The organism is Gemmatimonadaceae bacterium (assembly GCA_036003045.1).
Classification (GTDB): domain Bacteria; phylum Gemmatimonadota; class Gemmatimonadetes; order Gemmatimonadales; family Gemmatimonadaceae; genus JAQBQB01.
Window position 1 is genome coordinate 67,106 of record DASYSS010000036.1, and the last position, 23,251, is coordinate 90,356.

Here is a 23,251-nt window from a genome sequence, read left to right on the forward strand (position 1 = left end):
ATGGGATCGCTCATCGAGCTCGAGCTTGCCGGCCCATTCGGTCACGCCCGTCCTCGAAGAGCATGCGCGGAGGCTCCTCAGCGATCCCCATCGCGCGCGTGAGGGCCAGTACACCCCGTGTCAACTCGCGGAGTTGGTTCGGTCGAATCTTGCTGAGACCACGAACGAGGAGTGTGGTTGGCGCGGGCGACGCCGTTCGAATGGCGCGGCGGCCACGCGACGTGAGAACAATCGACGCTCGACGACGATCGCCCTCGGACTTTTCCCGAATCAGGTAGCCAGCGCTCACGAGGCGATCGACGATCGCCGCGGCAGAGCTTCGATCGGTCATCGTGGCTGCCGCCACCTCATTGATCGAGCAGCCCGACGACTCTCCGACCGCCGACAAGACAAAGAGCTGTGCCGCGCTGAGACCGGTTGTCTCTTCCGTGCGGCGCGCCACGACTCTGAGCTCGCGAAGCAGGCGGCGAAAGGAATTCACGGCCGTCGTCACGTCGTTCGCGCGGCGACCCGCCCCCCGCCCTGATTGATTTCCCGCAATCTTGGCTCGCCTCGCGCTCATTGGGTGATTCTCGTGATCAAGAGCGGGAGAACCTCGTCACTCGCGGCCGAGGCGCAGCCGCGCGGGCGGCCTGCCCAAGTGTCGGCCGCGGCAGCCAATATCGGCTCGGCTTCGGCGTCGAAGTCGACAGGGCCGCGCCGAGAGCGCGCGGACGTTCTCGCCAGCAGTGCGATGGCGGAGTCGACGACCGCCGCTCGTGGACCGCCGCACGACTCTAGCCTCGAGGCGACGCGTAGCAGGAGCGCGCGGCTGCGATCCAATCGCGCCCTCGACCCGATGCCGCGGGCCGTTGGGTCCAGGCTCAGAACAGTGTCAGCGAGAGCAAAGCGTCGCGCGACCGCTGAGTCATCGGGTAGACGTCGCACCGCCTCGGCGAGATCGGCTCGCGCCGTGCGGAAGTTGCCGAGAGCAAGTTCCGCCCGACCCATTCCGGCGTACGCCTGACCGTCGTCGGGATCGTTACGGATCACTTCGCGAAACATGTTGGCCGCCCGCGCCGGCGAACCTGCCAGAATGAAAAGTCCGCCCAGCTTCCGCCGCAGGCTCAGACTGTCGGACGGAACATCCTCCATCGGGAGCAACTCGGCGAGGAGCTCTCGAGAGGCGCCTTGTGCCGCCAGAAAGTCAATGAGCTCGAACCGCGCCTCGTAGCGGCGCGGGACCGAATCGGCACCCCACCGGCCAAAAATGGCTCGATGGAAATAGGCCTTTGCCTCCTCGGCCCGCCCTTGGCGAACCATGGCGCGTGCCATGGTGAGATTCACGGCTCCGTCGTTCTCGGCTCGTTGGAGCAGGCTCTGAAGTGTGGATTCGGCGTCGGTCACCCGTCCTTCTTCGAGTAATGCCTCGGCGAGCGCGAGCGAATAGTCGATGTTCGATCGCTCGATCGACACGGCGATCTGGAAGTGGTCCCGTGCGTCCGCGGCGCGGCCCTCGCGGAGCAGCGCGACGCCGCTCGTGTATTCTGCCGCCGCACGAGACATCGACTCTCGCTGATCGATGTGCGCGAGGAACAGATCGAGCGACAGGAACATCACGATGAGCGCCGCGATTCCCCCGATCGTTGCTATGAACAGGGGCGCATTGACCACGCGCACCGACCCGGCAGTCGCGTCAGACATGTTTGGCGCGTGCGACACTCGGGGGAAGCGTCTCAGGCGAATGCTCGAGGCCATACGCCTGAAGGACGTCGTCGATCGTGACGACACCGAGCAAACTGCGCACGTTCGCTCGGCTTACGACGGGCAAGACCGTGTGTCGCGTCGACCCCATGCGGGACAGCGCCAGTGCGAGCGGATGGTCGCCGTGAACGTGCGGAAGATCGGTCTCCGCTTTGCCCCCGCCCGACGCTTCCCTCAATGTTTCCAGGGGGCTCGATCCACGGCCTTCGGAGACGGCCGCCGCGATGTCGGAGACGCGAACCATGCCCAGCAGACCGCCGTCGTTCGAGACGGGCCACGACCCGAGGGGAGAGCCCTCGACTCGGCGCATCGCGTCGTGCAGCGTCAGTTCCGGCGTCAGGGGCACGGGCGCCGGTCTCGCCGCGGCGCTCACGCGCAGTCGCCGAGAGACCGTGCGGAATTCGCCGCTCGGAAGGTGCAGTCCGTCTTGGCGGGCGAGAGCTTCGTAGATCGGCTCCCGCTGAAACTTTTGAGAGATATAGAATGCCAGCAGATTCGAGATCATCAGGGGCACGATGATCGTGTAGTTCCGGGTGACCTCGAAGATCATGATCACCGACGTGAGCGGCGTGCGGATGATGCCGGCGAACGCGGTGCCCATGCCCACGAGCGCATAGGCGCCGGGGCCCGCCGTCGTCGCCGGCAGCAGCTGGTGCGCGACCTGGCCCACCGCCCCCCCGATCATCGCGCCGATGAACATGCTCGGCCCGAAGATGCCACCGGCATTGCCGGAGGCGTAGCACATGGCGGTCGCGAGGATCTTCAATACGCCGAACAACACCAGCGCGCGCAGGAGGAGATCGCCGCTCAACGCGTGATCGACCTGGTCGTAACCGACGCCCAGGACTTGAGGGACGAAGAAGCCGAAGAGACCGACGCAGAGGCCTCCGGCGACCGGTTGCAACCAGACGGTCGACTTTGGGAGTCGCGCGAATGCCTTGCGGAGCGCGAGGAGGAGCCGGACAAACGCGACGGAGCCAAGTCCTCCGATGATGCCGAGCGCCGCGTAGACGATCAGCTCCGACGGACCGACGAGGTGGTACGCCGCGACATGAAAGAGTGGTTCGTCGCCGAGCACCATGTGGAGCACCATCCACGATGTCGTCGAGCTCAGTACGACGGAGCCGAGAATCGGGGCGTGCAGGTCGCCGGTGATTTCTTCGAGTGAGAAGAGGACAGCGGCGATCGGCGTGTTGAATGCGGCGGCGAGCGCGGCCGAGGCGCCGACCGGAATCAACCATTTGATCTGCTGTGTGCTGAAGCCGAGCCGTCGGCCGATCACGGAAGCGATGCCGGACCCGATGTGAACGGACGGGCCCTCGCGCCCGAGGGCGATCCCGCTGGCCAGCGACGTCGAACAGCAGAGGAATTTGCCCAGGACGGTGCGGAGCGAAATGCGGCCGTCGTTGATGAAGATGGCCGCACGAGTCTGGGGAATCCCGCTGCCGCGCGCGTCGGGGAAAAAGCGATAGAGGAGCCACCCTGTGACGAGCGCGCCGAGGACCGGCACGGCGACACGTCGCCACGCCGCGGCGCCGCCGGGCGGATACATATGCGCCGCGAGCCGGCCCGTCAGCAGGATGAAGGCGACGACCACCAGTCCGACGAGCGCCCCGATCAGAAGGCTCAACGCGAGGGCGAGTCGATCCTCGCGCCGGCGAAGATCTTCGACGAGCACGACGAGTCGTGCGTACCAGGGGGATTCGCCCACGTCGATTGTCTGTGTCGCTTCCGACGTCAGTGAGCGCTCCATCGAGAGGGCCGCAGGTGCCACCTCGTAATATAGGGGGGATACCCCGCTTTGTGCCGCGTTCGCGGCTCGGCCCGCGAGTTTGCGCACGGACGACGTCGCTCCTTAACGTGTGGTGGCGCAGGACACACGCAATCCGACCGAAGCGGCCGACCGTCACGTGGAACACGCGTTCATCATCCTTTTTTCGCTCGCGAGCATCGTCGCCATCGCCGTGACGCGGACGCGCGTCCCCTACACGGTGGCTCTCGTCGTCGTGGGCCTCGTCGTGGGATCGTTTCACGTCATCGATCCTCCGCATCTCACGAAGACGCTCTTGTTCTCGCTATTTCTCCCCGGGCTCGTTTTCGAGGCGGCGTACAACCTGCACGTGTCCCAGCTTCGCCGCAGCTGGCGGGCCGTGACTCTCCTGGCCGGTCCGGGCATCGTGCTGGCAATCGCACTGGCAGGTCTCCTCATCGCCTGGGTCCTTCAGGTCAGTGGCCTGCGGGGCGATTTCACCTGGAAGGATGGCCTCGTCTTTGCCGCGCTCGTTTCGGCGACAGATCCCATTTCGGTCGTCAGTCTTTTTCGCAAGATCGGTGTCGATCCGCGGCTGACGACTCTGGTCGAGGCGGAGAGTCTGTTCAACGATGGCACGGCGATCGTTGCCCTGACCCTCATTCTCGCATACGTCTCCGGAGCCTCCTCGGGCGTAGCGGAGCTCACGGGACGCTTCGTTCTCGTCGTTTGCGGCGGTGCAGTGATCGGCGTCGCGATTGGCCTCTTCGTTGAACGCGTGACCCAGCGCATCAACGAGCCGATGGTTGAGATTACGCTGACGGTGATCGCGGCGTATGGCTCGTTCGTCGTCGCCGAGGATCTTCACGCATCGGGCGTCATCGCGACCGTCGTCGCCGGATTGGTCCTGGGCACGGCACGGCACACGGCCTTTGCCGAGGCTACGCGTATCGCCGCTGACGCCTTCTGGCAATACGTGGCATTCGCCCTCAATTCGGTGGTGTTCCTGCTGATCGGCTTCGAGGTGCACCCCGCCGCGCTTTTGGCGTCGCTGTGGCCGATCACCGTTGGTTTTGTCGCCGTCGTGCTCACGCGGGCGGTGGTCGTAGCCGCCGTGGCCGGAGTTCTTCGCGGCTCGAGTGAGCGCATGTCCGCGGCATGGGGCGCGCTCATCGCCTGGGGCGGATTGCGCGGCGCGCTCGCCATGGTCCTGGCTCTCGCGCTGCCGCCCGACTTTGCCAATCGCGCGCTCCTCGTGGACATGACGTTCGGTGTGGTCATCCTCTCACTCCTGATACAAGGCCTGACCATTCCGCTCGTGACCGGGACACTACTGCGTCACCCGGCTACTCACCTCGCCGCGGATTGACGTTCGGCGGTCGTCGATTCGCCCGCCGCAGCGTCGCTCACGACTCAGCGCAGAGGCTTCACGTAGAGGATGTCCAAGTGCCCGCTCGGACATCCTTCGATGGCGTACTTGCGTTCATATCCATCCGGTCGTAGAACCCCGGCGCTTGAAAGTCCTGCGTCGCGAGGATCTCACCGGAGCCACTCCGCACGCAGCCGGCGAGGAGACGACCGTCCGCATACCCGGCCGCATTCACGTTGAACTCGTAGATCCGGTCGGCCAGGAACGCTCAGAGCGGCTCGCATTCCGCATCGGACGCGACGGGAATCACGTCGTGCCGTGGAGAGTCGGGCTGTGCGGTCATCGAGTGCGATTCATGTGCAGGATTGGAAAGGCTCGGCCGGCGGAGTCCGTCGGCGATCGGGCAACGACGACAAAGCCAAGTGCTTCATAGAAGCGTCGTGCCGCGGCGTTTTGCTCGTTGACGTCGACCCTCAGCGGAACGTGTGCGAGACGTTGTGCATGCTCGACCAACACCCGCCCGCCTCCGTGCCGCAGATGTGCAGGATCCAGGAAAAGGGCCTCGACCGCGTTGCCCGCAACTCCAAGGAATCCGACCACCGTGTCGGCGGCCTCGAGGACCCACCAGCCAAACGCGTCACTTTCGAGCTCTGCCGCCACCAGTGGCGCGAGGGCACGCACGTCGTTCTCCGTAAGAAAATGGTGCGTCGCGCGGACCGAACGCTCCCAGATGTCGAGCATTCGCACGCTGTCCGTCGATTGCGCGGCTCGCACGACGAAGGCGGATGCAGTTTGCGGCATACAATAGATCAACCGTGGCAGATGAACCGGGGGCGGCAACGTACACGCAGACAATCGAACGCATCTGCTGAAGGCGTATCTCCGCTCAAAGTTCCAAGCAAAGCTCGCGGAACTATTCCGCGCGCTCCCGACTTCCGCGGCGACCATGAACTCTCAACCCAGTCGCCACATGATTTCGCCGTTCGACCGCCGCCGGTGGACCCTCCTTCCGCTCCGACTGGCCGCCGGCGCCGGGTTTCTCATCCACGGGCTGGCAAAGTACCAACGCGGCCCGGAGAAGTTTGCAAAACTCCTACAGTTCGTCGGAACGCCGTTTCCGCTGCCTACGGCGTGGATGGTGACGTTGCTCGAGATCGGCGGCGGCCTGGCGCTGATCACCGGAGCGTTCGTGTCGCTCGTCGCGTTGCCGCTCATCGTCGCGATGGTCGTGGCGACGTTCACGGTCAACGGCCGCTACGGCTTCAGCGCGGTGAACACGATCGGGCTCACGCTCAAAGGCCCCCTGTTTGGGCCACCCGGCTACGAGATCAACCTGGTGTACATCGCCGCGTTGATCGCGCTCGCGCTCAGTGGTCCGACCGCGCTTTCGGTCGACGACTGGTGGAGTCGGCGGCGATGAGCGGCGTCTGGACGTTACGGGTCGCTCGGCCGACGAATCAGCTCGAGGAAATCGCCGAGATGTATCGCTTTGGCCTCGGCCTCACGACGCTGGCGCGCTTCGTCGATCACGAAGGATTCAGCGGAGTCATTCTAGGAGACGCGGGCCATCCGTATCACTTCGAGTTCACCACGCGCCCCGAACACGGCGTCGCGGCGGCGCCCGATCCGGACGACTTGCTCGTCTTCTACGTCCCGAGCGAGTCGGAATGGGAGGCGGGTTGCGCCCGGATGATCGACGCCGGGTTTCGACAGGTGCCCTCGTTGAACCCGTACTGGGACGTCGCCGGTCGCACCTTCGCCGATCTCGACGGCTATCGCGTCGTTCTTCAGCGGGGGATTTGGGCCGCGTAGGCCCGTCGCCTGTCACTTCTCACATCACGCTTTTCAAGGGTCGTCAATGTCTTCCAGCCATTCTCTGGTTTCCTCGGTCGCGGACCGCGCCGCTCTGGCGCGTCGGCTCCGGTCGGTCGGGAGTTTTGTGCTCCGGTATTCGCTCGTGCTTTTCCTTCTGTTCTTCGGCGCGCTCAAGTGGACGGCGGCAGAGGCGAAGGGCATCGAACCGATGGTCAGCCACAGTCCATTTCTTTTCTGGCTCTACCCAACCTTCGGCGTTCGGGGTGGTTCCGAGGCGATTGGAGGCGTCGAGCTGATCATCGCGCTGCTGATCGTCTTGAGACGATGGTGGCCTCGCGCTTCGGCTATCGGGAGCACGGCCGCAATTGGAATGTTCTTCGTCACGCTGAGCTTCCTCGTTACGACGCCCCATGTCGGCGAGAGCGCGGGGTTTCTGCTCAAGGATCTCACGCTACTCGGCGCGGCGATGTGGACGGCCGGCGAGGCGTTCGACGCTGCTCAGGCGCGCGTCGGCGGGCGACCGTTCTAGCGGCGTCGAAGGGCAAACCAACTGCCGGTACTGCAACGATTTCGCGGAAACACCACGGATTTCGCGGAAAAGGGCAACGAATGTTTTGGAGCGACCTCGGCCGTTCCACACGTGGCGTCCGGAGGTAGGACGGCAGAACAACAGAAACGCCGCTACTGGAAGGATTTCGCGGAGAACCACGGATTACGCGAAACAGCGAAGGACTTTGTGCGATGGCCGCGGCGTGCCATGGTCTGGCTTCCAGGGGTCGTTCCCAAAAGGTGGTGCTCTTTCCGCGAAATCCGTGGTGTCTCCGCGAAAATCGTTGCACTTGAAGTCGTACAGGCCCACCAAGAAGAGGCGGAACGCGACGCCGCGCACCGACGTTCCACAAAGGAATCCGTACATCTCAGTCACGCGCGATGTGGAACTCTTTCCGGCGCTCTTCGTTCGGAAGGCACCCGGGAACAACCAACAACGCGCGCGACGTTTCGCGCATTTCTCGTTACGCTTTGGAGAATTCTTAGCATGCGCAGCTCACTTCTTGCGACCCTTGCCGCGCTGAGTCTGGCGGCGTGCAGCGAAGCACCGACCGGCCCGCGCTCGGCCGCGCCGACCGCCCCCGCGTTCGAGGCCAATCACGGCGACGGCGCGTCGGGCGCCGTGTTCACGCAGACCAACGCCGCCGCCGGTAATGCGGTCGTCGCATTTGCCCGCGCCGGAGACGGCTCGCTCACCTACGCCGGGACGTTCGGCACCGGCGGCAACGGGATCGGCGGCACGACCGATCCGCTCGCGTCGCAGTACTCGCTCATCCTCGACGGCGAGGACGCCAAGCTGTTGTTCGTCGTCAATGCTGGCAGCGGCACGATCTCGACGTTCCGCGTCGTCGGCGCGAACCTGACGCTTCTTGGCACAACGAGCTCGCGCGGCACGCTGCCTGTCAGTCTCGCCGTCGCGCGCAACACGCTGTACGTGCTGAACGCCGGGTCGAACAACGTTGCCGGCTTCGATATCGGTGAGGATGGCACGCTCACGCCAGACGCCGCCGCGTCGGCACCGCTCAGCGCGGGAGCCTCCGGCGGAGCCGCGGTTCGCGCGAGCCGTGACGGTCAGTTGCTCGTCGTCACGGAGAAGAACAGCCGCACGATCGACGTCTACCAAATCGGGGCGCGGGGTGCGTTGGGGCAGCCGGTCAGCAGTCCATCGAGCGGGATCTCGCCCTTCGGCTTTGACTTCGTCGACGGCGACCAGATCGCCGTCTCGGAGGCCGGCAGCGCGGCCGCGTCTCTGTACGATGTCGGCTCAAACGATGCCTTGAATGTCGAGAGCGCGTCGGTTTCGACCAATGGCCAAGCCGCGCCATGCTGGCTCATCGCGACGACGAACGGCCGGTTCGCGTTCACCGCGAACGCAGGAAGCGGCACGATCTCCGGCTATGGCATCGCGAACGGTTCGCTGCAACTCCTCGTGCCGAGCGGTGTGAGTGGCAGTACCGGTGCCGGTTCGTCGCCGCTCGATCTCGATCTGAGCCGCGGCGACCACTTCCTGTATGTGCTCGAGAGCGGTGCCGGTCGCATCGGAGCGTTTGCCGTGTCGGGGAATGGGGGCCTCGCGCCACTGGCCGGCATCGGCGGTCTCGCGGCATCGCAGGGGCTTCAGGGACTAGCGGCGTACTAGCTGGTAGCGTCGGAGTGAAAATGACAGCCCCGCGCCATCGCGCGGGGCTGTTGCGCTTCGCCTATCGTCGCATGTGCACTCGAGACGCTCAAACGCTCACCCGGCTAAACGACCATTGGCGGATGACACGTGCATTTGGCGGAATCTTCGTTGGGTCTTCCCGGGTTATGCCCTACTCTGGCGCCGGACACAAAACCTGGCCAACGCCTCGGAGGGCACGACCATGTCGGACGTCGCCGTCGCCGCAACATCGCCAACATTCGAATCGTTGCTGTATCCACTGCTCGACTCGGCCTTCGGCGTCGCGATCCGCCTCACGGGCGAGCGCGCCGACGCGGAGGACCTCGTTCAGGAAGCCGTATTGCACGCGCTTCGTGGGTTCGGCGGATTCACGCTTGGTACCAGCTTCAAAGCCTGGTTCTTTCGGATTCTCCAGAACGCGTTTCTGACTCGGCGCCGCACATCGCGGGCGGACAAGCAAGTGCACCTCGACAGCGCGCCGGAGTTGACGCTCATGGAGAGCACCGACGGCGGCCGCCGATCGTTCGGCCGGGATCCTTCTGTACTCGCCGAGTTCGATTCGGACGAGGTGGCGGCGGCGCTCCGGCGCTTGCCCGACGAGCACCGCGTCGTCGCGAGCATGTACTTCGTGGACGAGTTGTCGTATCAGGAAATCGCGGATGCGCTCGGAATCCCGGTGGGCACCGTACGGTCACGGCTTCATCGCGCTCGAAAGACGCTGCAATCACGCTTGTTCCGGCTGGCCCAAGACCATGGCGTCATCGCCGCGTGAGCCGTCACTCGGGAGGGCGGTCGATCGCGAGCACTCGGTTGCGAAACGAGCGGCTCACGGTGAGGCGCTCGCCGCCCTGCAGGATGACGATCAAGGCGCCGGCGTACCAAGGCTGGATCTCCTTTATCGAATCGACGTTCACGATCGCGGAGCGGTGGACACGCACGAAGCGCGCGGGATCAAGCCGTTCCTCGAGGGCGCGCATGCTCTCGTGCAACAGATGTCCGGACCCGGTGCCGACGTGCAGGCGCACATAGTTGTCGGCCGCCTCAATCCACCGGATGTCCGCCGTCTTGACGATGATGATGCGGCCATCCGTGTTCACCAGCAGACGATCGGTATAGCGTCGCTGTGCGCGAAGCGCGTCGAGCATCTTCATCGCCTCGGGGCCGAGTCCCTGCTCGGCGGGCAGCGCAAGTCGCTTTTTCGCATGATCGAGCGTGCGCGCAAAGCGGTCGCGATCGAACGGCTTGAGCAAATAGCCGACGGCGTGAACCTCGAACGCAGCGAGCGCGTACTGGTCGTACGCCGTCACGAAGATCGTGGCCGGCATCGCGTCGACGCCGACTTCATCGATGACGCCGAAGCCGTCGAGCTCCGGCATCTGCACATCGAGAAACACGAGCGACGGATGTAACTCCCGGATTGCCGTCACGGCGTGCCGGCCGTTCGGCGCCTCGCCCACGATCGTTATGTCCTCGTCGTCGCGCAGCAGCGTACGGAGGCCTTTGCGGGCGATCGACTCATCGTCCACGATGAGGGCGCGAATTGCCATGGACATACCCTAGCCTCCGGCCGAATCTTCATCAACGATGGCCTTCCCTCCACCGATTCCAGACGCGTCCCCTTCGACGCCCGCGTTGCCGAAAACGCGGCTTGCGGTGTTCACGCGCTGGGCGTGGTATGCCGCATTGTGGACGACCATCGCCGCCCTCTTCACGGGCCTCTCGGCGCTCGTGTACGCGCTGATGAGCGGCTACGGTCACGGCCGCCCTGGGGGATATCCGATCGCGGAATGGGCCGCGAATTTCGCGACGATGTTGGCCGACTGGTATTTGTGGGCCCTGTTCGCGCCGTTGGTGCTCTGGTTGGGCGCTCGCATCTCCTTCACTGGGCGCGGATGGCTCCGCGTGATCGTCCCGCATCTGGTGCTCGGCGTGGCGATCGCGTTCGCCAAGGTGACGGTCCGCTATTGGATTGGACGCGCCATCCCGATGCTGGCGGTCGAGTGGCCGGGCATTCTCGACACTCTACCGCTGAACGCCCTGGTCTACTGGTCGATCCTCGGCGCCGGGTACGCGCTCGACTACTACCGCCGTTTTCGGGACAGAGAGCTCAAAGCGGCCCATCTCGAGTCGCAATTGGCCCGAGCGCAGTTGGACGTGCTCCGCATGCAGCTCCATCCCCACTTTCTGTTCAACACGCTGCATACGGTCTCGGTTCTCGTGCGCGAGGGTGATAACGATGCCGCCGACCGGGTCATCGCGCGACTGAGCGAGCTGCTCCGCCTCTCGATCGACCTGGAAGCGACGAACGAGGTGCCGCTCTCGCGGGAGCTCGAGATTCTTTCGTCGTACCTCGACATTCAGCAGACGCGATTCCAGGAGCGATTGCGCGTCTCGATCGACGTCGATGCCGCCGCGCGCGATGGACTCGTGCCGACGCTGATCCTGCAGCCGTTGGTCGAGAACTCGATCCGGCACGGCATCGGACATCGAGAGACGGGCGGCCGTGTCGACATCGTCGGGCGGCGCGTCGGCGATCGCCTCGACATGACGATTCGCGACGACGGCCCGGGAATGACGACGAGCGCGTCGAATGGCTCGGGGGGCGGCGTGGGATTGGCGAATACGCGTGCCCGGCTCGAGCAGCTCTATGGAGGCGACCATCGGTTCGAGTGCCGCAACGACACAGCCGGCGGCTTCACCGTCGTCGTGAGCGTGCCGTGGCGGCCGTCGGGGCTCGGGCTTCCATGAGCCTCTGTGAATGAGGGCGACTCAGCCCGCTGGCTCGGCGCCATGCTTGCTCCAAGCCGGTGTCCGTGCATGTTTACGCGCTGGAGACAGCCCATGCGACGACTTCTTCCCTTCCTCTCGCTTTGCCTCACCGTCCTACTTCCGTCGCGCGCCCTCGCGACGTGGTCGGTGATCGCGGTGGATCTGAGCACCGGCCGCGTGGTGATTGCCTCGGCAACCTGCGTCAACAACAACGACATGTTTTTGATGGGTGTGCAGGCCGTCGTCGTACCGGGCAAAGGTGTCGCCGCGTGCCAGGCCAACGTGGACGGGACGCACGCCAATCAGATGCTGGTCTTCGAGGAGCTCGAGAAAGGAACGCCGCCAGAGAAGATCATAGAACTTCTGTCACAGGACCCCGCGTTTCAGGGGCGGCAGTTCGGCATTCTGGATCTGCGGGGGCGCGCCGCCGGCCACTCGGGGCTTACGAACGGCTATGTCTCGCAGGACATACATGGGCGGGTGCCGGGGACCCAGATCTATTACTCGATTCAGGGAAACATCCTGCGTCCGGGCGAAGTCGTTCCGCATGCCGTGAAAGCGTTCCTCGAGACCGACGGTGCGATCACGGATCGCGTGATGGCGGCGATGGAAGCCGCGGACCAATCCGGCGGCGACAGCCGGTGCGCCTGCCCGCCACCGACCGACGGCTCGACGCAAGCCGTGCCGTGTACCTCGAAGACGGCGCACGTCGCCTACATCCTCATGGCCGAATCGAAGGATCAGATCGGGCAGCCGGTGGCCGACAACGCGACGTGGGCGCACAACAACGGCAAGTACTCGATGTATCTCACCGTTTCGCAGCCTGATTTTCCAGGTCCAAACGCCATCCACGCGGGCGAAGATTTGAATCCGGTGAAGACACTGCGCATGCGCTACGACGCGTGGCGCAAGCTGCAACCCGCCTCGTTCAAGTAGGACGTTCATGCGAGTCGTCCGTGTTTCGCTCTCGACCGCCCTGCTTGCGCTTGGGCTGAGTGCTGCTGTGCTAGGCGCACAGAATCCCGCGGGGCGTGGCGGTGGACGCGGAGGAGGTCGTGGAGGCGGGCGCGGGCGAGCAATTCAAGTCATGACGCTCACCACGACGGCGTGGACCGACGGTGGGGCGATCCCCGCGAAGTACGGGCAACCCGGTCACGAAGTCTCGCCGCCTCTCGCATGGACGGGCGCTCCCGACAGCACAACGAGCTTCGTTCTCATCGCGCACGATCCGAATTCGGCGACCGGCAACGGCACCGACGACGTGCTGCATTGGCTCGTCTGGAACATTCCCGGGACCGCGCGCGCACTGCCCGAAGGTTTTCCTCAAGGTCCCGAGCAGCCCGACGGCACGCGGCAGATCAGCGTGACTGGGCCGTACTACCGAGCTCCCGCGGCACCGGCGAACGGCCCACCGCATCATTTCGTGTATGAGTTGTTCGCGCTCGACACAGTGGTCGCGGTGCTGCCCACCGCTGCACCGCCGGCGGCGACGCGGGCGGCGGTAACGGCCGCGATGGGCGGACATGTGAGAGCGAAGGCCGTTCTCGTCGGATTGTACAAGCGCCCGCAGTAGGCGAGGCCGCCGACCGACTCGGCCCTTGACAGAACTCGCAGTCATTCACAGTATTCCTATAACATGACTCACGCATTCCTTCCGTCCCAGTGGATCTGCCTGCCGGCCGACGTCATTACGTACGTCGCCGCCACGCGGTCGTCCGCATAGGACCGGCAAGGGACCGCGTTCACCGCGCCTTTCCGGGTCTCCCGGAAAGGCGTTTTTGTTTCAGGGACACCCGGACGGCGCGATTCTCCCCCCAGTCGCCGCCGACCATGTCCATCGCCGTCGATGTCAAAGAGCTGAGCAAGTCGTTCCGCACTCGGGAAGCCCGAGGGCCGGGGGTTCGAGCGCGCGTCGCGGACGTCGTCGCGCCGCGCTCGCGCGCGGTTCGCGCCGTCGATCGAATCTCGTTCCGCATCGCGTCGGGCGAGCGCGTCGCGTTCATCGGGCCGAATGGCGCGGGGAAATCCACGACGCTCAAGATGCTCGCCGGCATTCTCTTGCCGACGAGCGGGCACGTGACCGTCGCCGGGTTGGTCCCGTGGCGTGACCGCTACCAGCTCGGCTTCGCGATCGGCACGGTGTTCGGCCAACGCTCGCAGCTCTGGTATCAGCTCGCGCCGCGCGACACCATCGAGCTGCTCGCGCGCGTCTACGAGATTCCGCGCGCGGTGTGGCGCTCGCGTTTGGACACGCTCGTCGACGCGTTCGAGCTGGCTCCGCTGCTCGATCGGCCGGTGCGACAGCTGTCGCTCGGGGAGCGCATGCGCTGCGAGGTGGCGGCGAGTCTGCTGCACGCACCGGGCGTCTTGTTCCTCGACGAGCCCACCATCGGGCTCGACGTGACCGCGAAGGCGACGATCCGCGAGCTGCTGCACCGGCGCTCCACCGAGGACGGCACGACGTTGCTGTTGACGTCGCACGACACGGGCGACATCGAACAGGTGTGCGATCGCGTGATCATCATTCACGGCGGCCGCATTCTCCTCGATGCCAGCGTCGGCGAGCTCAAACGCCGATACCTGCGCTCGCGCCGCGTCACGCTCGTCACGGCGTCGGAGCACGTCGAGCTGCCGGCGGCGATTGGCGCGCGCGTCGTGTCGGCGGTTCCTCACCGCACGACCGTCGAGATCGACGCCGGCGACACGGCGGTCGGTGCCCTCGTGGACGCGGTGCTCCGCCAGACGACACTGCGCGATTTGGTGATCGATGATCCGCCGATGGACGAGGTCATTCGCTCCATCTACCGAAGCGCCGACGACGAAGGAGAGGCCGCGTGAGCAAGTATCTAGCATTCGCGAAACTGGGATTGCGGGAGGCGCGTGCCGAGCCGGGTGAGTTGCTCGGGCGCGTCCTCTTCTTCGTGCTCATCCTGGGCGTCTTTTCCTCGATCTGGCGCGCAGTCGCAGAGTCGACCGCGACGATGGGACAACCGACGGGCCAACGCGGGGAGATGCTCTGGTATCTCGCCCTGACCGAGTGGGTTCTCATGAGCGCTCCACTCGTGCAATTCCAGATCGAGGACGACATCCGTCGCGGAGACGTGGCGTATCAGATCACGCGTCCAGCCTCCTGGCTCGGAGCGCGCTTGGCGCACGGGCTGGGCGCGCTGGCGGTCCGCGCGCCTGTGATGCTCGGCGTCGCGTGCGTGACTGCATGGAGTATGGCGGGACCGCCCACGCGGCTCGGGGGGCTCGGTGTTGCCATCGCGGTCGGTCTCGTCGCGGCAGCGGTCGTGACCCTCTTTCACGTGGCGATCGGCGTCGCTGCGTTCTGGCTCGGCGACATCGCGCCCGCGTACTGGATTTGGCAAAAGCTGCTGTTCGTGTTGGGCGGGCTGCTGCTTCCGCTCCGGTTCTATCCGGCGCTCTTCGTGCGCCTCGCACGGCTGACGCCCTTTCCCGCGCTCCTGGCGGGACCCGCGTCGCTCGCGACGAACGAGCCGCTGATGCCGGCCGGAGTGTTGTTGGTGACGCTGGTGTTCTGGGCTCTGCTGGGTTGGATCATCACGCGCGCGGCGTTCAACCGCGCTGTGCGGCGACTCAACGTAAACGGAGGCTGAGGCGATGCCCGGCACGAAGGCGACCGTCCGATTCGCGACGGCCCTCGTACGCACCAGCGTGCGCTCGGCGATGGCCGAGCGCGGCGCGTTCGCGATGCGCGTCGTGTTGATGGCCGTGAACAACGGGATCTTCTTCACATTCTGGATCGTGCTGATGTCGCGCGTGCCGCGGATTCGCGGCTACTCGCTTGGCGACGTTGCGTTGTTGTACGGGGTCGTTGCCCTCGCGAACGGCGTCGCGGTGTTCGTCGCGGGCGGCGCGCAGTATCTGGCGCGCGTGATCCACGACGGAGAGCTCGACGCCCTGATCGCGCAGCCCAAACCGACGCTGCTCTACGCCGCCGGCTTGCGGTCGCAGCCGTCAGGTCTCGGCGACATCGTGAGCGGATTGATCATGATCTCGCTTTCCGGTCGCGTGGCGCCGGTGGGCATTCCGATCGTGCTCGCCGCGGGCGCCGCCGGCGCCATGGTACTGGTGTCGACCGCCGTGTTGATGCACAGCGCGGCGTTCTGGCTCGGGCGAACGGAGTCGGCGAGCCGTCAACTGTATGAGGTGACGCTCATGTTTTCGTTGTATCCGGACACCCTCTTCACGGGACCGATGCGCTGGATTCTCTTCACGGCGATCCCCGCGGGCTTCGTGGGATACTTGCCGGCCGAAGCGATCCGCGCGCCGTCTCTGTGGACCGCATCGGCACTCGGAGCCGCGGTGGTGGCATACGCCGTCGTGGCGTCATCGGTATTCGCGCGTGGGCTGCGGGCGTATAGCAGCGGGAGCCGCTTCGCCACGTTTACATGAGGCGGACCAGGAAGACCATTCAATAAAAAACGGCCGCGTCGCGACGACGCGGCCGTCTCAACGCGCGGCGGCATGACATGGTCGGATCCTTGACGGATTCCAGAGAGCGGTACGGCGAGAAGCTGTCGCGAGCATCACGCTCCTGAACCGCTCTAGCGACGACCAGAATCCACGACTAACCGGACAGCGAGGACCTACGGCGAGGATGGACGCCCGGCTTGCCCCGCAGATCCTCATACGCTCGGTAAGCGGCCACGGCGGCATGTCGCAACGCGGCCAGTCGTTCTTCGCCCGCCGCGTCGACCATGGTCTGCCCGGCGGCTTCTCTCAGTACGCCCACGAGTCGGAGCGCCATCTCGGCGCGGCACGTCACTCGCACCCATCCAGCGTGGGTGCCGAACGGGCTCACGTCGATCTGCGGATTGACGACACCATCCGCGGTCGCTTCACGAACGACGGCGCCGACGTCGATCGCATCGATCGCTCGTTGAGGAGCGACAAATGACATCGGCTCGGTCGGCACCGGCGTCTCGGTCTGACGGGCGAGCGACATGTAACAGCGTGAAGCATTTCTCGGGCCGCTCACCTTGGTTGGGCCTGACGTCAGGCCTCCACAACTAGGGTTTCTTGGGCGCGGGCTTTTTCTCCGCCGCGGCTTCCTTCTTCTCGGCTGCCGCCGACTCGTGTTTGAAGCCGATGATCTTGCCGGTGACCGCGTTGACATTTACCTCGTCGGCTCCGCTCTTTCCTTCCGTCTTGATGTCGTAGGAGTATTGGAGCTTTCCGTTTTCCATCTCGAGCTCCACGCCTTCGATCTTTCCTTTCGGCACCCGCTTCTGCGCGGTCGCGGCGGCGGCGGCCTCGGTGATCTTCGCGCGTTTCGCGAGCGAATCGGGGATGTCTTTCTTGTACGTCTCCTGCGCGCTCGCGGAAACCGCGGCGAATGCGAGCGCGGTGACAACCAGTGATGCCGTTTTCATGGGAATGCCTCCGAAAAGGTGTCGCGGGCGGGGGGGTTCTTAGGAGGTATGCTAGCCCCGTTCCCTGACGCCCCCCTGACAGAGCGGGATCAGCAGATTCGTCTCGCCGGTTAGACGGTTCTCCATCCGCGATCTCTGACGAGCGCCTCCGTCACGTCGCGAACTCGCGACAAGAGCGCACCTTTCTGAGATGTAATGGAGATGGCGCTCCCCGCCCGACGGTTCCGTCGTCTGATTGCTACGCATGGACTCGACAGGATTCCGTCTCTGACATGAGCCCGTCATCTAGAAATCGGATCCACAACGCCGACGACGCGACGCGGCTCGCCATCGAGCTGCGCGTTCACCTCGAAGCGACAAACCCACCGGCCAATGGCGCATCGGTCGTCGACCTTCGCGAGACGGTCCGCGAATACGTTGGCGCCCTACGGCTGCTCGGGCTGACGTTCAACGAAATACTTGCGGCGCTCGGCGCCGTTCTGAGCGAAGCGGGGTTTCCTCCGCCTTTGAATGCGGAAGCGCCAAGGCCCACTGACCGCGTCCGCGAAGAAGTCATCGCCTGGTGCGTCGAGCCGGACATCGAAGAGACGTCAGGGAACGCAGGTGCCGCGCTCGAAGAAGCGTCCGGAACGCACGGCCCGAGCCATCGTCGCAGCTAAGCGTCGAGTTGTGTGGAGGGGCGGTCGTCGAGCGGTTCGTGGATGCGCCGTTCCCGTGGCGATTCGACCAGTCGCAGAACATCGGCGGTGGTAATGCCCGGCCCGATCTCGCTCGCGAGGGCGTGCGTCTCGTGGTCGTAGTTGCCGTACATCAACCACCACGGATCAACCCCGTACTCTCGGACGATCGCTGTGATGACGGTGAGACTCAGGCGTGGAAAGCGGGGATCGATCGAACGGCTCAACGCCACCGGTGCAACGTCGAGTCGCCGCGCCGTCGTCTGCAAATCGCCACCGTTCGACCCGGTGACGAGAGCGCGAATCCGCGTGGCAATCGCGGTGCGGTCGATTCTTGGCCACATGCTACCCCGGCTCGCAGACCCCGTGCCGGGAGTCCCCCAAAAGCCGATGCCCCGTCGTTGCGATATAAAAACAGTGATGCAGGTCACCAAAGCGAATCGGGCGTCGCTTTGTACACCTTGCCGCCATTGGGGCACTGCACGTCCCGGTTCATGTTCGCGAACAACCCGTCCTGATTGTCCGTCCACGCCCATACGTGGAGATACCAGTAGTTGAAATTATTCTCATGGTGCAGCTTCTGACCCATGAGCACCGGTGGCACCGAGTCGCGCGACCAATAGCGATACGGGACGATGAACTCCACGCCATTCAGCCGGTAGCTGCTGTCCGGCATTCGCTCGTATAGCAAAAACTCGGGCTTGGTGACATCGAGCTTCTCGTCGACGTAGGCGCGATTCAGGTGATGATAGCCCATCGCGCCGTGATGCTCGTCGACGATGCAGTCGGCGACGGTGCGCGGGTATCCGGCGGCGACGGCAGCATCGAGCTGCTTGTACGCCGACGTCGCGGCGCGAAGCTGCCGCAATCCATCGACGACGACGGGATCATTGACAGTGGCGACCGCCGCGGACATCGGTGCCGGCGCCGAGCGCATGCACGCGCCGATGCACACGAGCGCGGTCCAGCCGCCGAGACGAGCGAGATGATGAAACACGATCCCTCAATCCGTTTGTGGTCCGCGAACGGCGAGCAAGATACCACGCCAAACGGCCCCCGGAGCAACAGGCGTGGGACGGGCCGGGTCGTCAGCGTGCTCGGACGTATTCCTGAACCGCGCCGCGGTGCTTGGACGGAAACGGTTGCGACAGTTACTTGGGCAGGCGTGGGTCGATGAACCCGTTCACCTGCGACGCCGCGGGCGGGTCCAGGTTCGCCAGCACGGCGATGACATATCCCGACTTCGGATAGATCCGCAGCTCGCCGTTCATTCCTGGCGCGCCGCCACCGTGACCGACGGCGCCGTCGCCGTTCTGTCGTGCGTCCTCGAAGCCGTACGCGTACATCTGTCCAATGGCGACGTCGACCTTCCCTGTGATCAGCATGTTGGTATACTCGGCGTTGACCAGCTTATGGCTCATCAACGCCTCGGCAAACCTCACAAGATCGCCTACGGTCGAATACCCACCGCCAGCCGATGTTCCACGATAGGGCAGCGTATTCGTGTTGGGAGTCCACGCGCCGTTCCGGCGCGTGTACCCGACCGAGCGCTCGGCCACCGTTTGATCTTCAGGCTCCGAGCCGGTGCCAGTCATTCCGGCGGGGCGATACACGTGCTCCGCGACATAGTCATAGTAGCTCCGACCGGTGACGCGCTCGACGACCACGCCGAGCAACAGCATTCCATAGTTGCTGTACTCCCAGCGGCTTCCCGGCTCGAATTGAAGGCCGCGCGAGCCGTACAGCTTCACGTAGTCGTCGAGGGTGCGTAGCTCCAGACGATGTGCGTTGAAGTCGGGGCCAAAGATGTCGCCGGTGCCGCCGGTGTGTGTGAGCAATTGATGAATCGTCACCTTGCTCGACACGTCCTTGTTCGGATAGTCCGTGACGTATTTGCCGAAGGGATCGGTGAGCTTGATCTTGCCCGCTTGAACGAGCTGCAGGATGGACGTCGCGGTGAACATCTTGTTCATCGAGCCGATGCGGAACTTGGTGTCGAGCGTGTTGGCGATCTTGTGTTCGCGATCGGCGAGGCCATAGGCGCCTTGGAACAGCACCTTGCTTCCGCTGGTTCCGAGTTTTGCGACGATGACCGTACCGGCGAAGCGGTCCGCCGCGGATTCCTTGTCCAGCCGCGACTCGAGGGCCGGGGCAAGCTCGGCTTCGGTCAAGCGCGCGATCGGGAATGCCGCTGGACGGGGAATCGCGTTGAGGCCGAGTTGGACGATCTTGTCCGGAGTCGTCGAATCGAGGACGACGACGAATCGCGCGAATTGGTCGGAGTTGCGCTCCTGAACTAACCCCACAACCGTGGTCGTCGTCGCACGCTCGATCGAACGAAAGTCGAATCCGCCCGTGTTCTGAGCAAAGTTCACCTGGTTGTTGACGTTCATGCTCGGGTATCGCGTCTCGATGAATTGCTGAATCGGCCCACGCTCTCCGGAGTTGAGCGCGTCCAGGTATGCCGAGAGGGCCTTGAACGGAGCGCCGTTGCGCGCTGCGTTGACTTCCGCTTGCGTCATTTTTGCGGTCGCAAATTCGGCCGGTGCGTCCGTGGGGCGAAGCAGGATGGTGGCGCGATCCGACGTATCGGAGGCGAGTCGGAGGGTGAGGGTCAAGAATTGACGCGCGGCTTCACGTTCTTGCACCAAGACCGCGATTTCGCGCTCCTTCGAGTCCTGGATCTTGCGGACGTCGTAGCCGCCGGTTCGCGCGCGGACCGCCATGACTTGGTCGATCGGAAGGTCCGGCATGTTCGCGTCCATGAACGCTTTCAGCTTCGCGCGATCTCCGCCGTTCATGGCGTCGAGCCATGCGGCCAACACCCGGCCGGCGTGGGTCGACGGAATCTGGGCCGGCAGTCGTGCCGAGGAGAGAAGCAACGCGGCGATACCAAACAGGCAGCTCTTGGCTGCGACGGCGCGGAATGTGGGCATGCTGGTATTGTGAGAGACTCGAGATCCGGCGCAACCCTTTCGGACGGCCGCGCGGGGTTTACTAATTCGATCTTAATCTTTCCGCGGCACTGGAGCGCTTTGCCAAGCACCAGGGATCAACCCTATTTGCGCCACGACCGCCGTGAGCACCACGCCTATCGCGTGAATGGGTAACCAACCTTCCAGACGGTCACGATGTGATGCGGATCGTCCGGATCATCGAGCTTTCGACGCAACTCCGCCACGTGTGAGTCCACGGTCCGCGTCATTATGTAAGGACCATAACCCCACACCTCGCGAAGGAGCTCGGCGCGGCTGGCGACTTTGCCGTGGCGCCGCGCCAGAGCCAGCAAGAGATCAAACACCTTCGGCGTCACCGTGACCGGCATCCCCGCCCGCGTCACCGCGGGCGCGTCGAGGTCGACGGTCACGTCGCCAGCTCCAGCATGCGGCTGTGCGGGCTTCGTTCGAGTGCGCTGCGTCTCGGGAGAGCCGCGATCCGCTCGCTCAACTCGAGAATGCTGAACGGCTTCGTGACGTATTGATCGGCGTCGAGCCGAAAGCCCCGAATCCTATCTTGTTCCTGTGTCTTTGGCGAAAGAACGATGACGGGAACGCGCCCGCCGCCATTCTGGCGAACCCGCTTCAGCACGTGATAGCCGTCGGCCCCCGGCAACATCAAGTCGAGATTGACGAGATCCGGATTCCAGTCGGCTGCTGAACGGGCGGTGACGCGGCACGGCGAACGGGGGTTCAGCCGTCACCCCAGTCCGCGAGACGCAGTATGAGAAGTCTGGCTTGGCTCTACACGGGTGCGGTCGTAGCCGTTGCCGGATGCACTGACGCGACGGCCCCCATGTCAGCGACGTCTGCCTTCGGCGTGGGCATGACCGTCACGGTCCCCGGACCATGCCTGTTCACGTGCGATCCGATCTCGGCGGCCATTCACACCGTTGGGCTCGTCGTAATCACCAATAGCGGAACCACGACAGCGTACCTGCGGGGATGTGCGGATCCGGTCCCCACGCTCGAGGAGCAAAAGGACGTTGATGGAAGATGGGTGGACGTTGGTCCGCCGCCGTGTCCGATCGCGCCGCTGGCCATTCCGATTGCTTCGGGTGCGACCATTCGTGTCAACGACTTGTTCGCGGCTGGAACGCGTCGACTCCGAGTGACCGTTGCAACGTCCCCCGATTTCGCGCATGCGGCCACCGCGAGTTCGGCATCGTTCCTCGTTCCGCAATGACCGCCGTAGGGATGCCCTTCGCGTGAGCGGAATCTGGGCCGGCAGTCGTACCGACGAGAAAAGCAACGCGCGCGCGTCAACCTATTCACCGTGATCCATTCCGCCGGGTCTCGTGACCGGCAAATGAATCGTGAAGGTCGTTCCACGCTCGTCACTGGAATCAACTTCGATGTGACCGCCGTGACCGACCACGATCGCGTTCGCGATGTAGAGCCCCAGCCCGAGATGCCCGGCGTCGCGCGCCGCCGCGTCGTCGTGGACGACGGTCGTCCAGGGTTCGAACAATACCGCCCGCCGCTGCTCCGGAATTGGCGGGCCGGTGTTGTGCACCGCGATGGCGACGTCGTGGTTGGCGGCGACCGAAACGCGAATGGGGGCCTGTCTCTCGCCATATTGAAGAGCGTTCGCGAGAAGATTGGCGACTGCTTGACCGATGCGTTTGTCGTCCCAACGTCCTTGGAGATCGCCACTCGCCGTCACTTCGACGACGCGGTCTGGATGAGACGTGCAGAATTCTTCGACAATCGCGCGCACGACGGTGCCAAGATCCGCTTCCCGCCGTTCAATGGGCAGCCGTCCGCCGAATCGCATCCGCGTCGCGTCGAGGAGGTCCGCGATGAGATGATGCATGCGTTCGCCCGTGGACACGATACGGTTCGCGATGTCGCGCGTTTTCTCCTCGTCGATGCCCCCTTCCGCCAAGAGCGCGCCGCCCGCGATGATCGTCGTCAGAGGATCTCGCAGATCATGGCCAGGCACGCCAAGCACTCTTTCCCGCGAGCGATCGATGCGGTGCATGAACTCGGCGATCGACGTCGTCAGCGCGCGGTCGATTGCCTCGTCAAAGCAGATGAGACTATCGAGATCCGCCGATGTCGCGACGGGCTGCGATCGACGCCAGAGGCGCGTCACGCATCGACGAAGGCTCGGGAACTCCAGCGCCACCTGCACGACACGCAACCCCTGCTCCGCGCGTCGAGCGCCGTGTTGCTCCGCGACGGCCTCGACGCTGTTCGCCGGCGCCTGGCGACCCGGAGATTCATTCGGCACGCCCATGTCGCGTCGACAGTCATCGAGATCACGCGCGACTGTTTCCAGGAGCTTGCCGAGGTTGTCGCGGAGCTCGAGGATGCCGTCGCCTCGGCCGGTCAGCCTCCGGCGGGCGTCCTGTTCCCAGTCCGCAAGGATGGTCTCACGATGTGCGCTGATGAAAGACGACAATTCCATGCGCCCTGCTCCAACGACGTCGCGAGTTTGCGATGAGCCTCATCGGTGGCTCATTTATGGTGGAGTTATCCTTCGGTCGCGATTGGGCCAAGGCAGTAGACGCTTTCCCCT

Annotated in this window: 26 protein-coding genes; 13 read left to right on the forward strand and 13 right to left on the reverse strand. The window is 64.6% G+C overall.

Annotated features, from left to right (window positions below; translation table 11 throughout):
- Window positions 1–10 precede the first annotated feature (10 nt).
- From VGQ44_08770 to VGQ44_08780, 3 genes are read right to left on the reverse strand one after another with little or no spacing between them, the layout of a single operon-like run.
- Window positions 11–562: a MarR family transcriptional regulator gene (locus tag VGQ44_08770; GenBank protein ID HEV8446901.1), complete on the reverse strand. Its 552-nt coding sequence runs from the start codon at window positions 560–562 to the stop codon at window positions 11–13.
- Window positions 559–1,683 carry a tetratricopeptide repeat protein gene (locus VGQ44_08775; GenBank protein ID HEV8446902.1) on the reverse strand — a complete coding sequence of 375 codons (1,125 nt, stop codon included), beginning with the start codon at window positions 1,681–1,683 and terminating at the stop codon, window positions 559–561. The genes VGQ44_08770 and VGQ44_08775 overlap by 4 nt, the downstream gene beginning before the upstream one ends.
- Complete coding sequence (locus tag VGQ44_08780; GenBank protein ID HEV8446903.1) at window positions 1,676–3,496, reverse strand: chloride channel protein; 1,821 nt, start codon at window positions 3,494–3,496, stop codon at window positions 1,676–1,678. Before VGQ44_08780 ends, VGQ44_08775 begins: the two co-directional genes overlap by 8 nt.
- Before the next feature lie 112 nt (window positions 3,497–3,608).
- Between VGQ44_08780 and VGQ44_08785 the strand changes: the two genes are divergently transcribed.
- Window positions 3,609–4,862 (forward strand): sodium:proton antiporter, encoded by a 1,254-nt coding sequence (locus VGQ44_08785; protein ID HEV8446904.1) that lies wholly within the window; start codon window positions 3,609–3,611, stop codon window positions 4,860–4,862.
- Window positions 4,863–5,201: 339 nt separating this feature from the next.
- Here VGQ44_08785 and VGQ44_08790 read toward each other — a convergent pair whose 3' ends face one another.
- Entirely contained in the window at window positions 5,202–5,663 is a 462-nt protein-coding gene (locus tag VGQ44_08790) for a GNAT family N-acetyltransferase (GenBank protein ID HEV8446905.1), read from the reverse strand.
- 169 nt (window positions 5,664–5,832) lie between these two features.
- Here VGQ44_08790 and VGQ44_08795 point away from each other — a divergent pair, with 169 nt between their 5' ends.
- The 5 genes from VGQ44_08795 to VGQ44_08815 all read left to right on the forward strand — a co-directional run bounded on the left by VGQ44_08795 (window position 5,833) and on the right by VGQ44_08815 (window position 9,658).
- Window positions 5,833–6,282, forward strand: a complete 450-nt coding sequence (locus tag VGQ44_08795) for a DoxX family protein (protein ID HEV8446906.1) — start codon at window positions 5,833–5,835, stop codon at window positions 6,280–6,282.
- Window positions 6,279–6,674 carry a VOC family protein gene (locus VGQ44_08800; GenBank protein HEV8446907.1) on the forward strand — a complete coding sequence of 132 codons (396 nt, stop codon included), beginning with the start codon at window positions 6,279–6,281 and terminating at the stop codon, window positions 6,672–6,674. Before VGQ44_08795 ends, VGQ44_08800 begins: the two co-directional genes overlap by 4 nt.
- A gap of 46 nt (window positions 6,675–6,720) precedes the next feature.
- Entirely contained in the window at window positions 6,721–7,206 is a 486-nt protein-coding gene (locus VGQ44_08805) for a DUF417 family protein (GenBank protein ID HEV8446908.1), read from the forward strand.
- A gap of 507 nt (window positions 7,207–7,713) precedes the next feature.
- Entirely contained in the window at window positions 7,714–8,865 is a 1,152-nt protein-coding gene (locus tag VGQ44_08810; GenBank protein ID HEV8446909.1) for a beta-propeller fold lactonase family protein, read from the forward strand.
- 223 nt (window positions 8,866–9,088) lie between these two features.
- Window positions 9,089–9,658: an RNA polymerase sigma factor gene (locus VGQ44_08815; protein HEV8446910.1), complete on the forward strand. Its 570-nt coding sequence runs from the start codon at window positions 9,089–9,091 to the stop codon at window positions 9,656–9,658.
- Between the two features lie 4 nt (window positions 9,659–9,662).
- Here the strand turns inward: VGQ44_08815 and VGQ44_08820 are convergent, their stop codons facing one another.
- Window positions 9,663–10,439 carry a LytTR family DNA-binding domain-containing protein gene (locus VGQ44_08820; protein ID HEV8446911.1) on the reverse strand — a complete coding sequence of 259 codons (777 nt, stop codon included), beginning with the start codon at window positions 10,437–10,439 and terminating at the stop codon, window positions 9,663–9,665.
- A gap of 31 nt (window positions 10,440–10,470) precedes the next feature.
- On the opposite strand from VGQ44_08820, the gene VGQ44_08825 reads away from it, so the two are divergent.
- From VGQ44_08825 to VGQ44_08850, 6 genes are all read left to right on the forward strand, one after another.
- Entirely contained in the window at window positions 10,471–11,634 is a 1,164-nt protein-coding gene (locus VGQ44_08825) for a histidine kinase (GenBank protein ID HEV8446912.1), read from the forward strand.
- Between the two features lie 93 nt (window positions 11,635–11,727).
- Complete coding sequence (locus VGQ44_08830; protein ID HEV8446913.1) at window positions 11,728–12,591, forward strand: DUF1028 domain-containing protein; 864 nt, start codon at window positions 11,728–11,730, stop codon at window positions 12,589–12,591.
- Window positions 12,592–12,742: 151 nt separating this feature from the next.
- Entirely contained in the window at window positions 12,743–13,228 is a 486-nt protein-coding gene (locus tag VGQ44_08835) for a YbhB/YbcL family Raf kinase inhibitor-like protein (GenBank protein ID HEV8446914.1), read from the forward strand.
- Between the two features lie 257 nt (window positions 13,229–13,485).
- Window positions 13,486–14,493, forward strand: coding sequence for an ATP-binding cassette domain-containing protein (locus tag VGQ44_08840; GenBank protein ID HEV8446915.1), 1,008 nt, complete (start codon window positions 13,486–13,488; stop codon window positions 14,491–14,493).
- The gene (locus VGQ44_08845; protein HEV8446916.1) at window positions 14,490–15,275 is read left to right on the forward strand and encodes an ABC-2 family transporter protein; all 786 of its coding nucleotides are present in this window, start codon (window positions 14,490–14,492) and stop codon (window positions 15,273–15,275) included. The genes VGQ44_08840 and VGQ44_08845 overlap by 4 nt, the downstream gene beginning before the upstream one ends.
- A gap of 4 nt (window positions 15,276–15,279) precedes the next feature.
- The gene (locus tag VGQ44_08850; GenBank protein HEV8446917.1) at window positions 15,280–16,074 is read left to right on the forward strand and encodes an ABC-2 family transporter protein; all 795 of its coding nucleotides are present in this window, start codon (window positions 15,280–15,282) and stop codon (window positions 16,072–16,074) included.
- Window positions 16,075–16,249: 175 nt separating this feature from the next.
- Here VGQ44_08850 and VGQ44_08855 read toward each other — a convergent pair whose 3' ends face one another.
- Together VGQ44_08855 and VGQ44_08860 are read right to left on the reverse strand one after the other, a co-directional pair.
- Window positions 16,250–16,627, reverse strand: coding sequence for a hypothetical protein (locus VGQ44_08855; protein HEV8446918.1), 378 nt, complete (start codon window positions 16,625–16,627; stop codon window positions 16,250–16,252).
- A 64-nt stretch (window positions 16,628–16,691) separates the two neighbouring features.
- Window positions 16,692–17,054, reverse strand: a complete 363-nt coding sequence (locus VGQ44_08860) for a PepSY domain-containing protein (GenBank protein ID HEV8446919.1) — start codon at window positions 17,052–17,054, stop codon at window positions 16,692–16,694.
- A 272-nt stretch (window positions 17,055–17,326) separates the two neighbouring features.
- Here VGQ44_08860 and VGQ44_08865 point away from each other — a divergent pair, with 272 nt between their 5' ends.
- The gene (locus VGQ44_08865) at window positions 17,327–17,713 is read left to right on the forward strand and encodes a hypothetical protein (GenBank protein ID HEV8446920.1); all 387 of its coding nucleotides are present in this window, start codon (window positions 17,327–17,329) and stop codon (window positions 17,711–17,713) included.
- Here the strand turns inward: VGQ44_08865 and VGQ44_08870 are convergent.
- The 6 genes from VGQ44_08870 to VGQ44_08895 form a co-directional block, all read right to left on the reverse strand.
- A complete protein-coding gene (locus VGQ44_08870; protein ID HEV8446921.1) occupies window positions 17,710–18,075 on the reverse strand; it encodes a hypothetical protein in 366 nt (121 codons plus the stop codon). The two genes, VGQ44_08865 and VGQ44_08870, sit on opposite strands and share 4 nt — an antisense overlap.
- 83 nt (window positions 18,076–18,158) lie before the next feature.
- Window positions 18,159–18,728: a hypothetical protein gene (locus VGQ44_08875; GenBank protein HEV8446922.1), complete on the reverse strand. Its 570-nt coding sequence runs from the start codon at window positions 18,726–18,728 to the stop codon at window positions 18,159–18,161.
- Window positions 18,729–18,882: 154 nt separating this feature from the next.
- Entirely contained in the window at window positions 18,883–20,667 is a 1,785-nt protein-coding gene (locus VGQ44_08880) for a serine hydrolase domain-containing protein (protein HEV8446923.1), read from the reverse strand.
- 155 nt (window positions 20,668–20,822) lie between these two features.
- A complete protein-coding gene (locus tag VGQ44_08885) occupies window positions 20,823–21,098 on the reverse strand; it encodes a winged helix-turn-helix domain-containing protein (GenBank protein HEV8446924.1) in 276 nt (91 codons plus the stop codon).
- The gene (locus VGQ44_08890; protein ID HEV8446925.1) at window positions 21,095–21,346 is read right to left on the reverse strand and encodes a response regulator; all 252 of its coding nucleotides are present in this window, start codon (window positions 21,344–21,346) and stop codon (window positions 21,095–21,097) included. Before VGQ44_08890 ends, VGQ44_08885 begins: the two co-directional genes overlap by 4 nt.
- Before the next feature lie 648 nt (window positions 21,347–21,994).
- Window positions 21,995–23,140: a sensor histidine kinase gene (locus tag VGQ44_08895; protein HEV8446926.1), complete on the reverse strand. Its 1,146-nt coding sequence runs from the start codon at window positions 23,138–23,140 to the stop codon at window positions 21,995–21,997.
- Between the last annotated feature and the right edge of the window lie 111 nt (window positions 23,141–23,251).

What these genes read in the sequence shown, in the direction of transcription:
- VGQ44_08770 (HEV8446901.1), bottom strand. Translation starts at nt 562, where the DNA reads ATGAGCGCGAGGCGAGCCAAGATTGCGGGAAATCAATCAGGGCGGGGG.
- VGQ44_08775 (HEV8446902.1), bottom strand. Translation starts at nt 1,683, where the DNA reads ATGTCTGACGCGACTGCCGGGTCGGTGCGCGTGGTCAATGCGCCCCTG.
- VGQ44_08780 (HEV8446903.1), bottom strand. Translation starts at nt 3,496, where the DNA reads ATGGAGCGCTCACTGACGTCGGAAGCGACACAGACAATCGACGTGGGC.
- VGQ44_08790 (HEV8446905.1), bottom strand. Translation starts at nt 5,663, where the DNA reads ATGCCGCAAACTGCATCCGCCTTCGTCGTGCGAGCCGCGCAATCGACG.
- VGQ44_08795 (HEV8446906.1), top strand. Translation starts at nt 5,833, where the DNA reads ATGATTTCGCCGTTCGACCGCCGCCGGTGGACCCTCCTTCCGCTCCGA.
- VGQ44_08800 (HEV8446907.1), top strand. Translation starts at nt 6,279, where the DNA reads ATGAGCGGCGTCTGGACGTTACGGGTCGCTCGGCCGACGAATCAGCTC.
- VGQ44_08805 (HEV8446908.1), top strand. Translation starts at nt 6,721, where the DNA reads ATGTCTTCCAGCCATTCTCTGGTTTCCTCGGTCGCGGACCGCGCCGCT.
- VGQ44_08810 (HEV8446909.1), top strand. Translation starts at nt 7,714, where the DNA reads ATGCGCAGCTCACTTCTTGCGACCCTTGCCGCGCTGAGTCTGGCGGCG.
- VGQ44_08815 (HEV8446910.1), top strand. Translation starts at nt 9,089, where the DNA reads ATGTCGGACGTCGCCGTCGCCGCAACATCGCCAACATTCGAATCGTTG.
- VGQ44_08820 (HEV8446911.1), bottom strand. Translation starts at nt 10,439, where the DNA reads ATGTCCATGGCAATTCGCGCCCTCATCGTGGACGATGAGTCGATCGCC.
- VGQ44_08825 (HEV8446912.1), top strand. Translation starts at nt 10,471, where the DNA reads ATGGCCTTCCCTCCACCGATTCCAGACGCGTCCCCTTCGACGCCCGCG.
- VGQ44_08830 (HEV8446913.1), top strand. Translation starts at nt 11,728, where the DNA reads ATGCGACGACTTCTTCCCTTCCTCTCGCTTTGCCTCACCGTCCTACTT.
- VGQ44_08835 (HEV8446914.1), top strand. Translation starts at nt 12,743, where the DNA reads ATGACGCTCACCACGACGGCGTGGACCGACGGTGGGGCGATCCCCGCG.
- VGQ44_08840 (HEV8446915.1), top strand. Translation starts at nt 13,486, where the DNA reads ATGTCCATCGCCGTCGATGTCAAAGAGCTGAGCAAGTCGTTCCGCACT.
- VGQ44_08850 (HEV8446917.1), top strand. Translation starts at nt 15,280, where the DNA reads ATGCCCGGCACGAAGGCGACCGTCCGATTCGCGACGGCCCTCGTACGC.
- VGQ44_08855 (HEV8446918.1), bottom strand. Translation starts at nt 16,627, where the DNA reads ATGTCGCTCGCCCGTCAGACCGAGACGCCGGTGCCGACCGAGCCGATG.
- VGQ44_08860 (HEV8446919.1), bottom strand. Translation starts at nt 17,054, where the DNA reads ATGAAAACGGCATCACTGGTTGTCACCGCGCTCGCATTCGCCGCGGTT.
- VGQ44_08865 (HEV8446920.1), top strand. Translation starts at nt 17,327, where the DNA reads ATGAGCCCGTCATCTAGAAATCGGATCCACAACGCCGACGACGCGACG.
- VGQ44_08870 (HEV8446921.1), bottom strand. Translation starts at nt 18,075, where the DNA reads ATGTGGCCAAGAATCGACCGCACCGCGATTGCCACGCGGATTCGCGCT.
- VGQ44_08880 (HEV8446923.1), bottom strand. Translation starts at nt 20,667, where the DNA reads ATGCCCACATTCCGCGCCGTCGCAGCCAAGAGCTGCCTGTTTGGTATC.
- VGQ44_08890 (HEV8446925.1), bottom strand. Translation starts at nt 21,346, where the DNA reads ATGTTGCCGGGGGCCGACGGCTATCACGTGCTGAAGCGGGTTCGCCAG.
- VGQ44_08895 (HEV8446926.1), bottom strand. Translation starts at nt 23,140, where the DNA reads ATGGAATTGTCGTCTTTCATCAGCGCACATCGTGAGACCATCCTTGCG.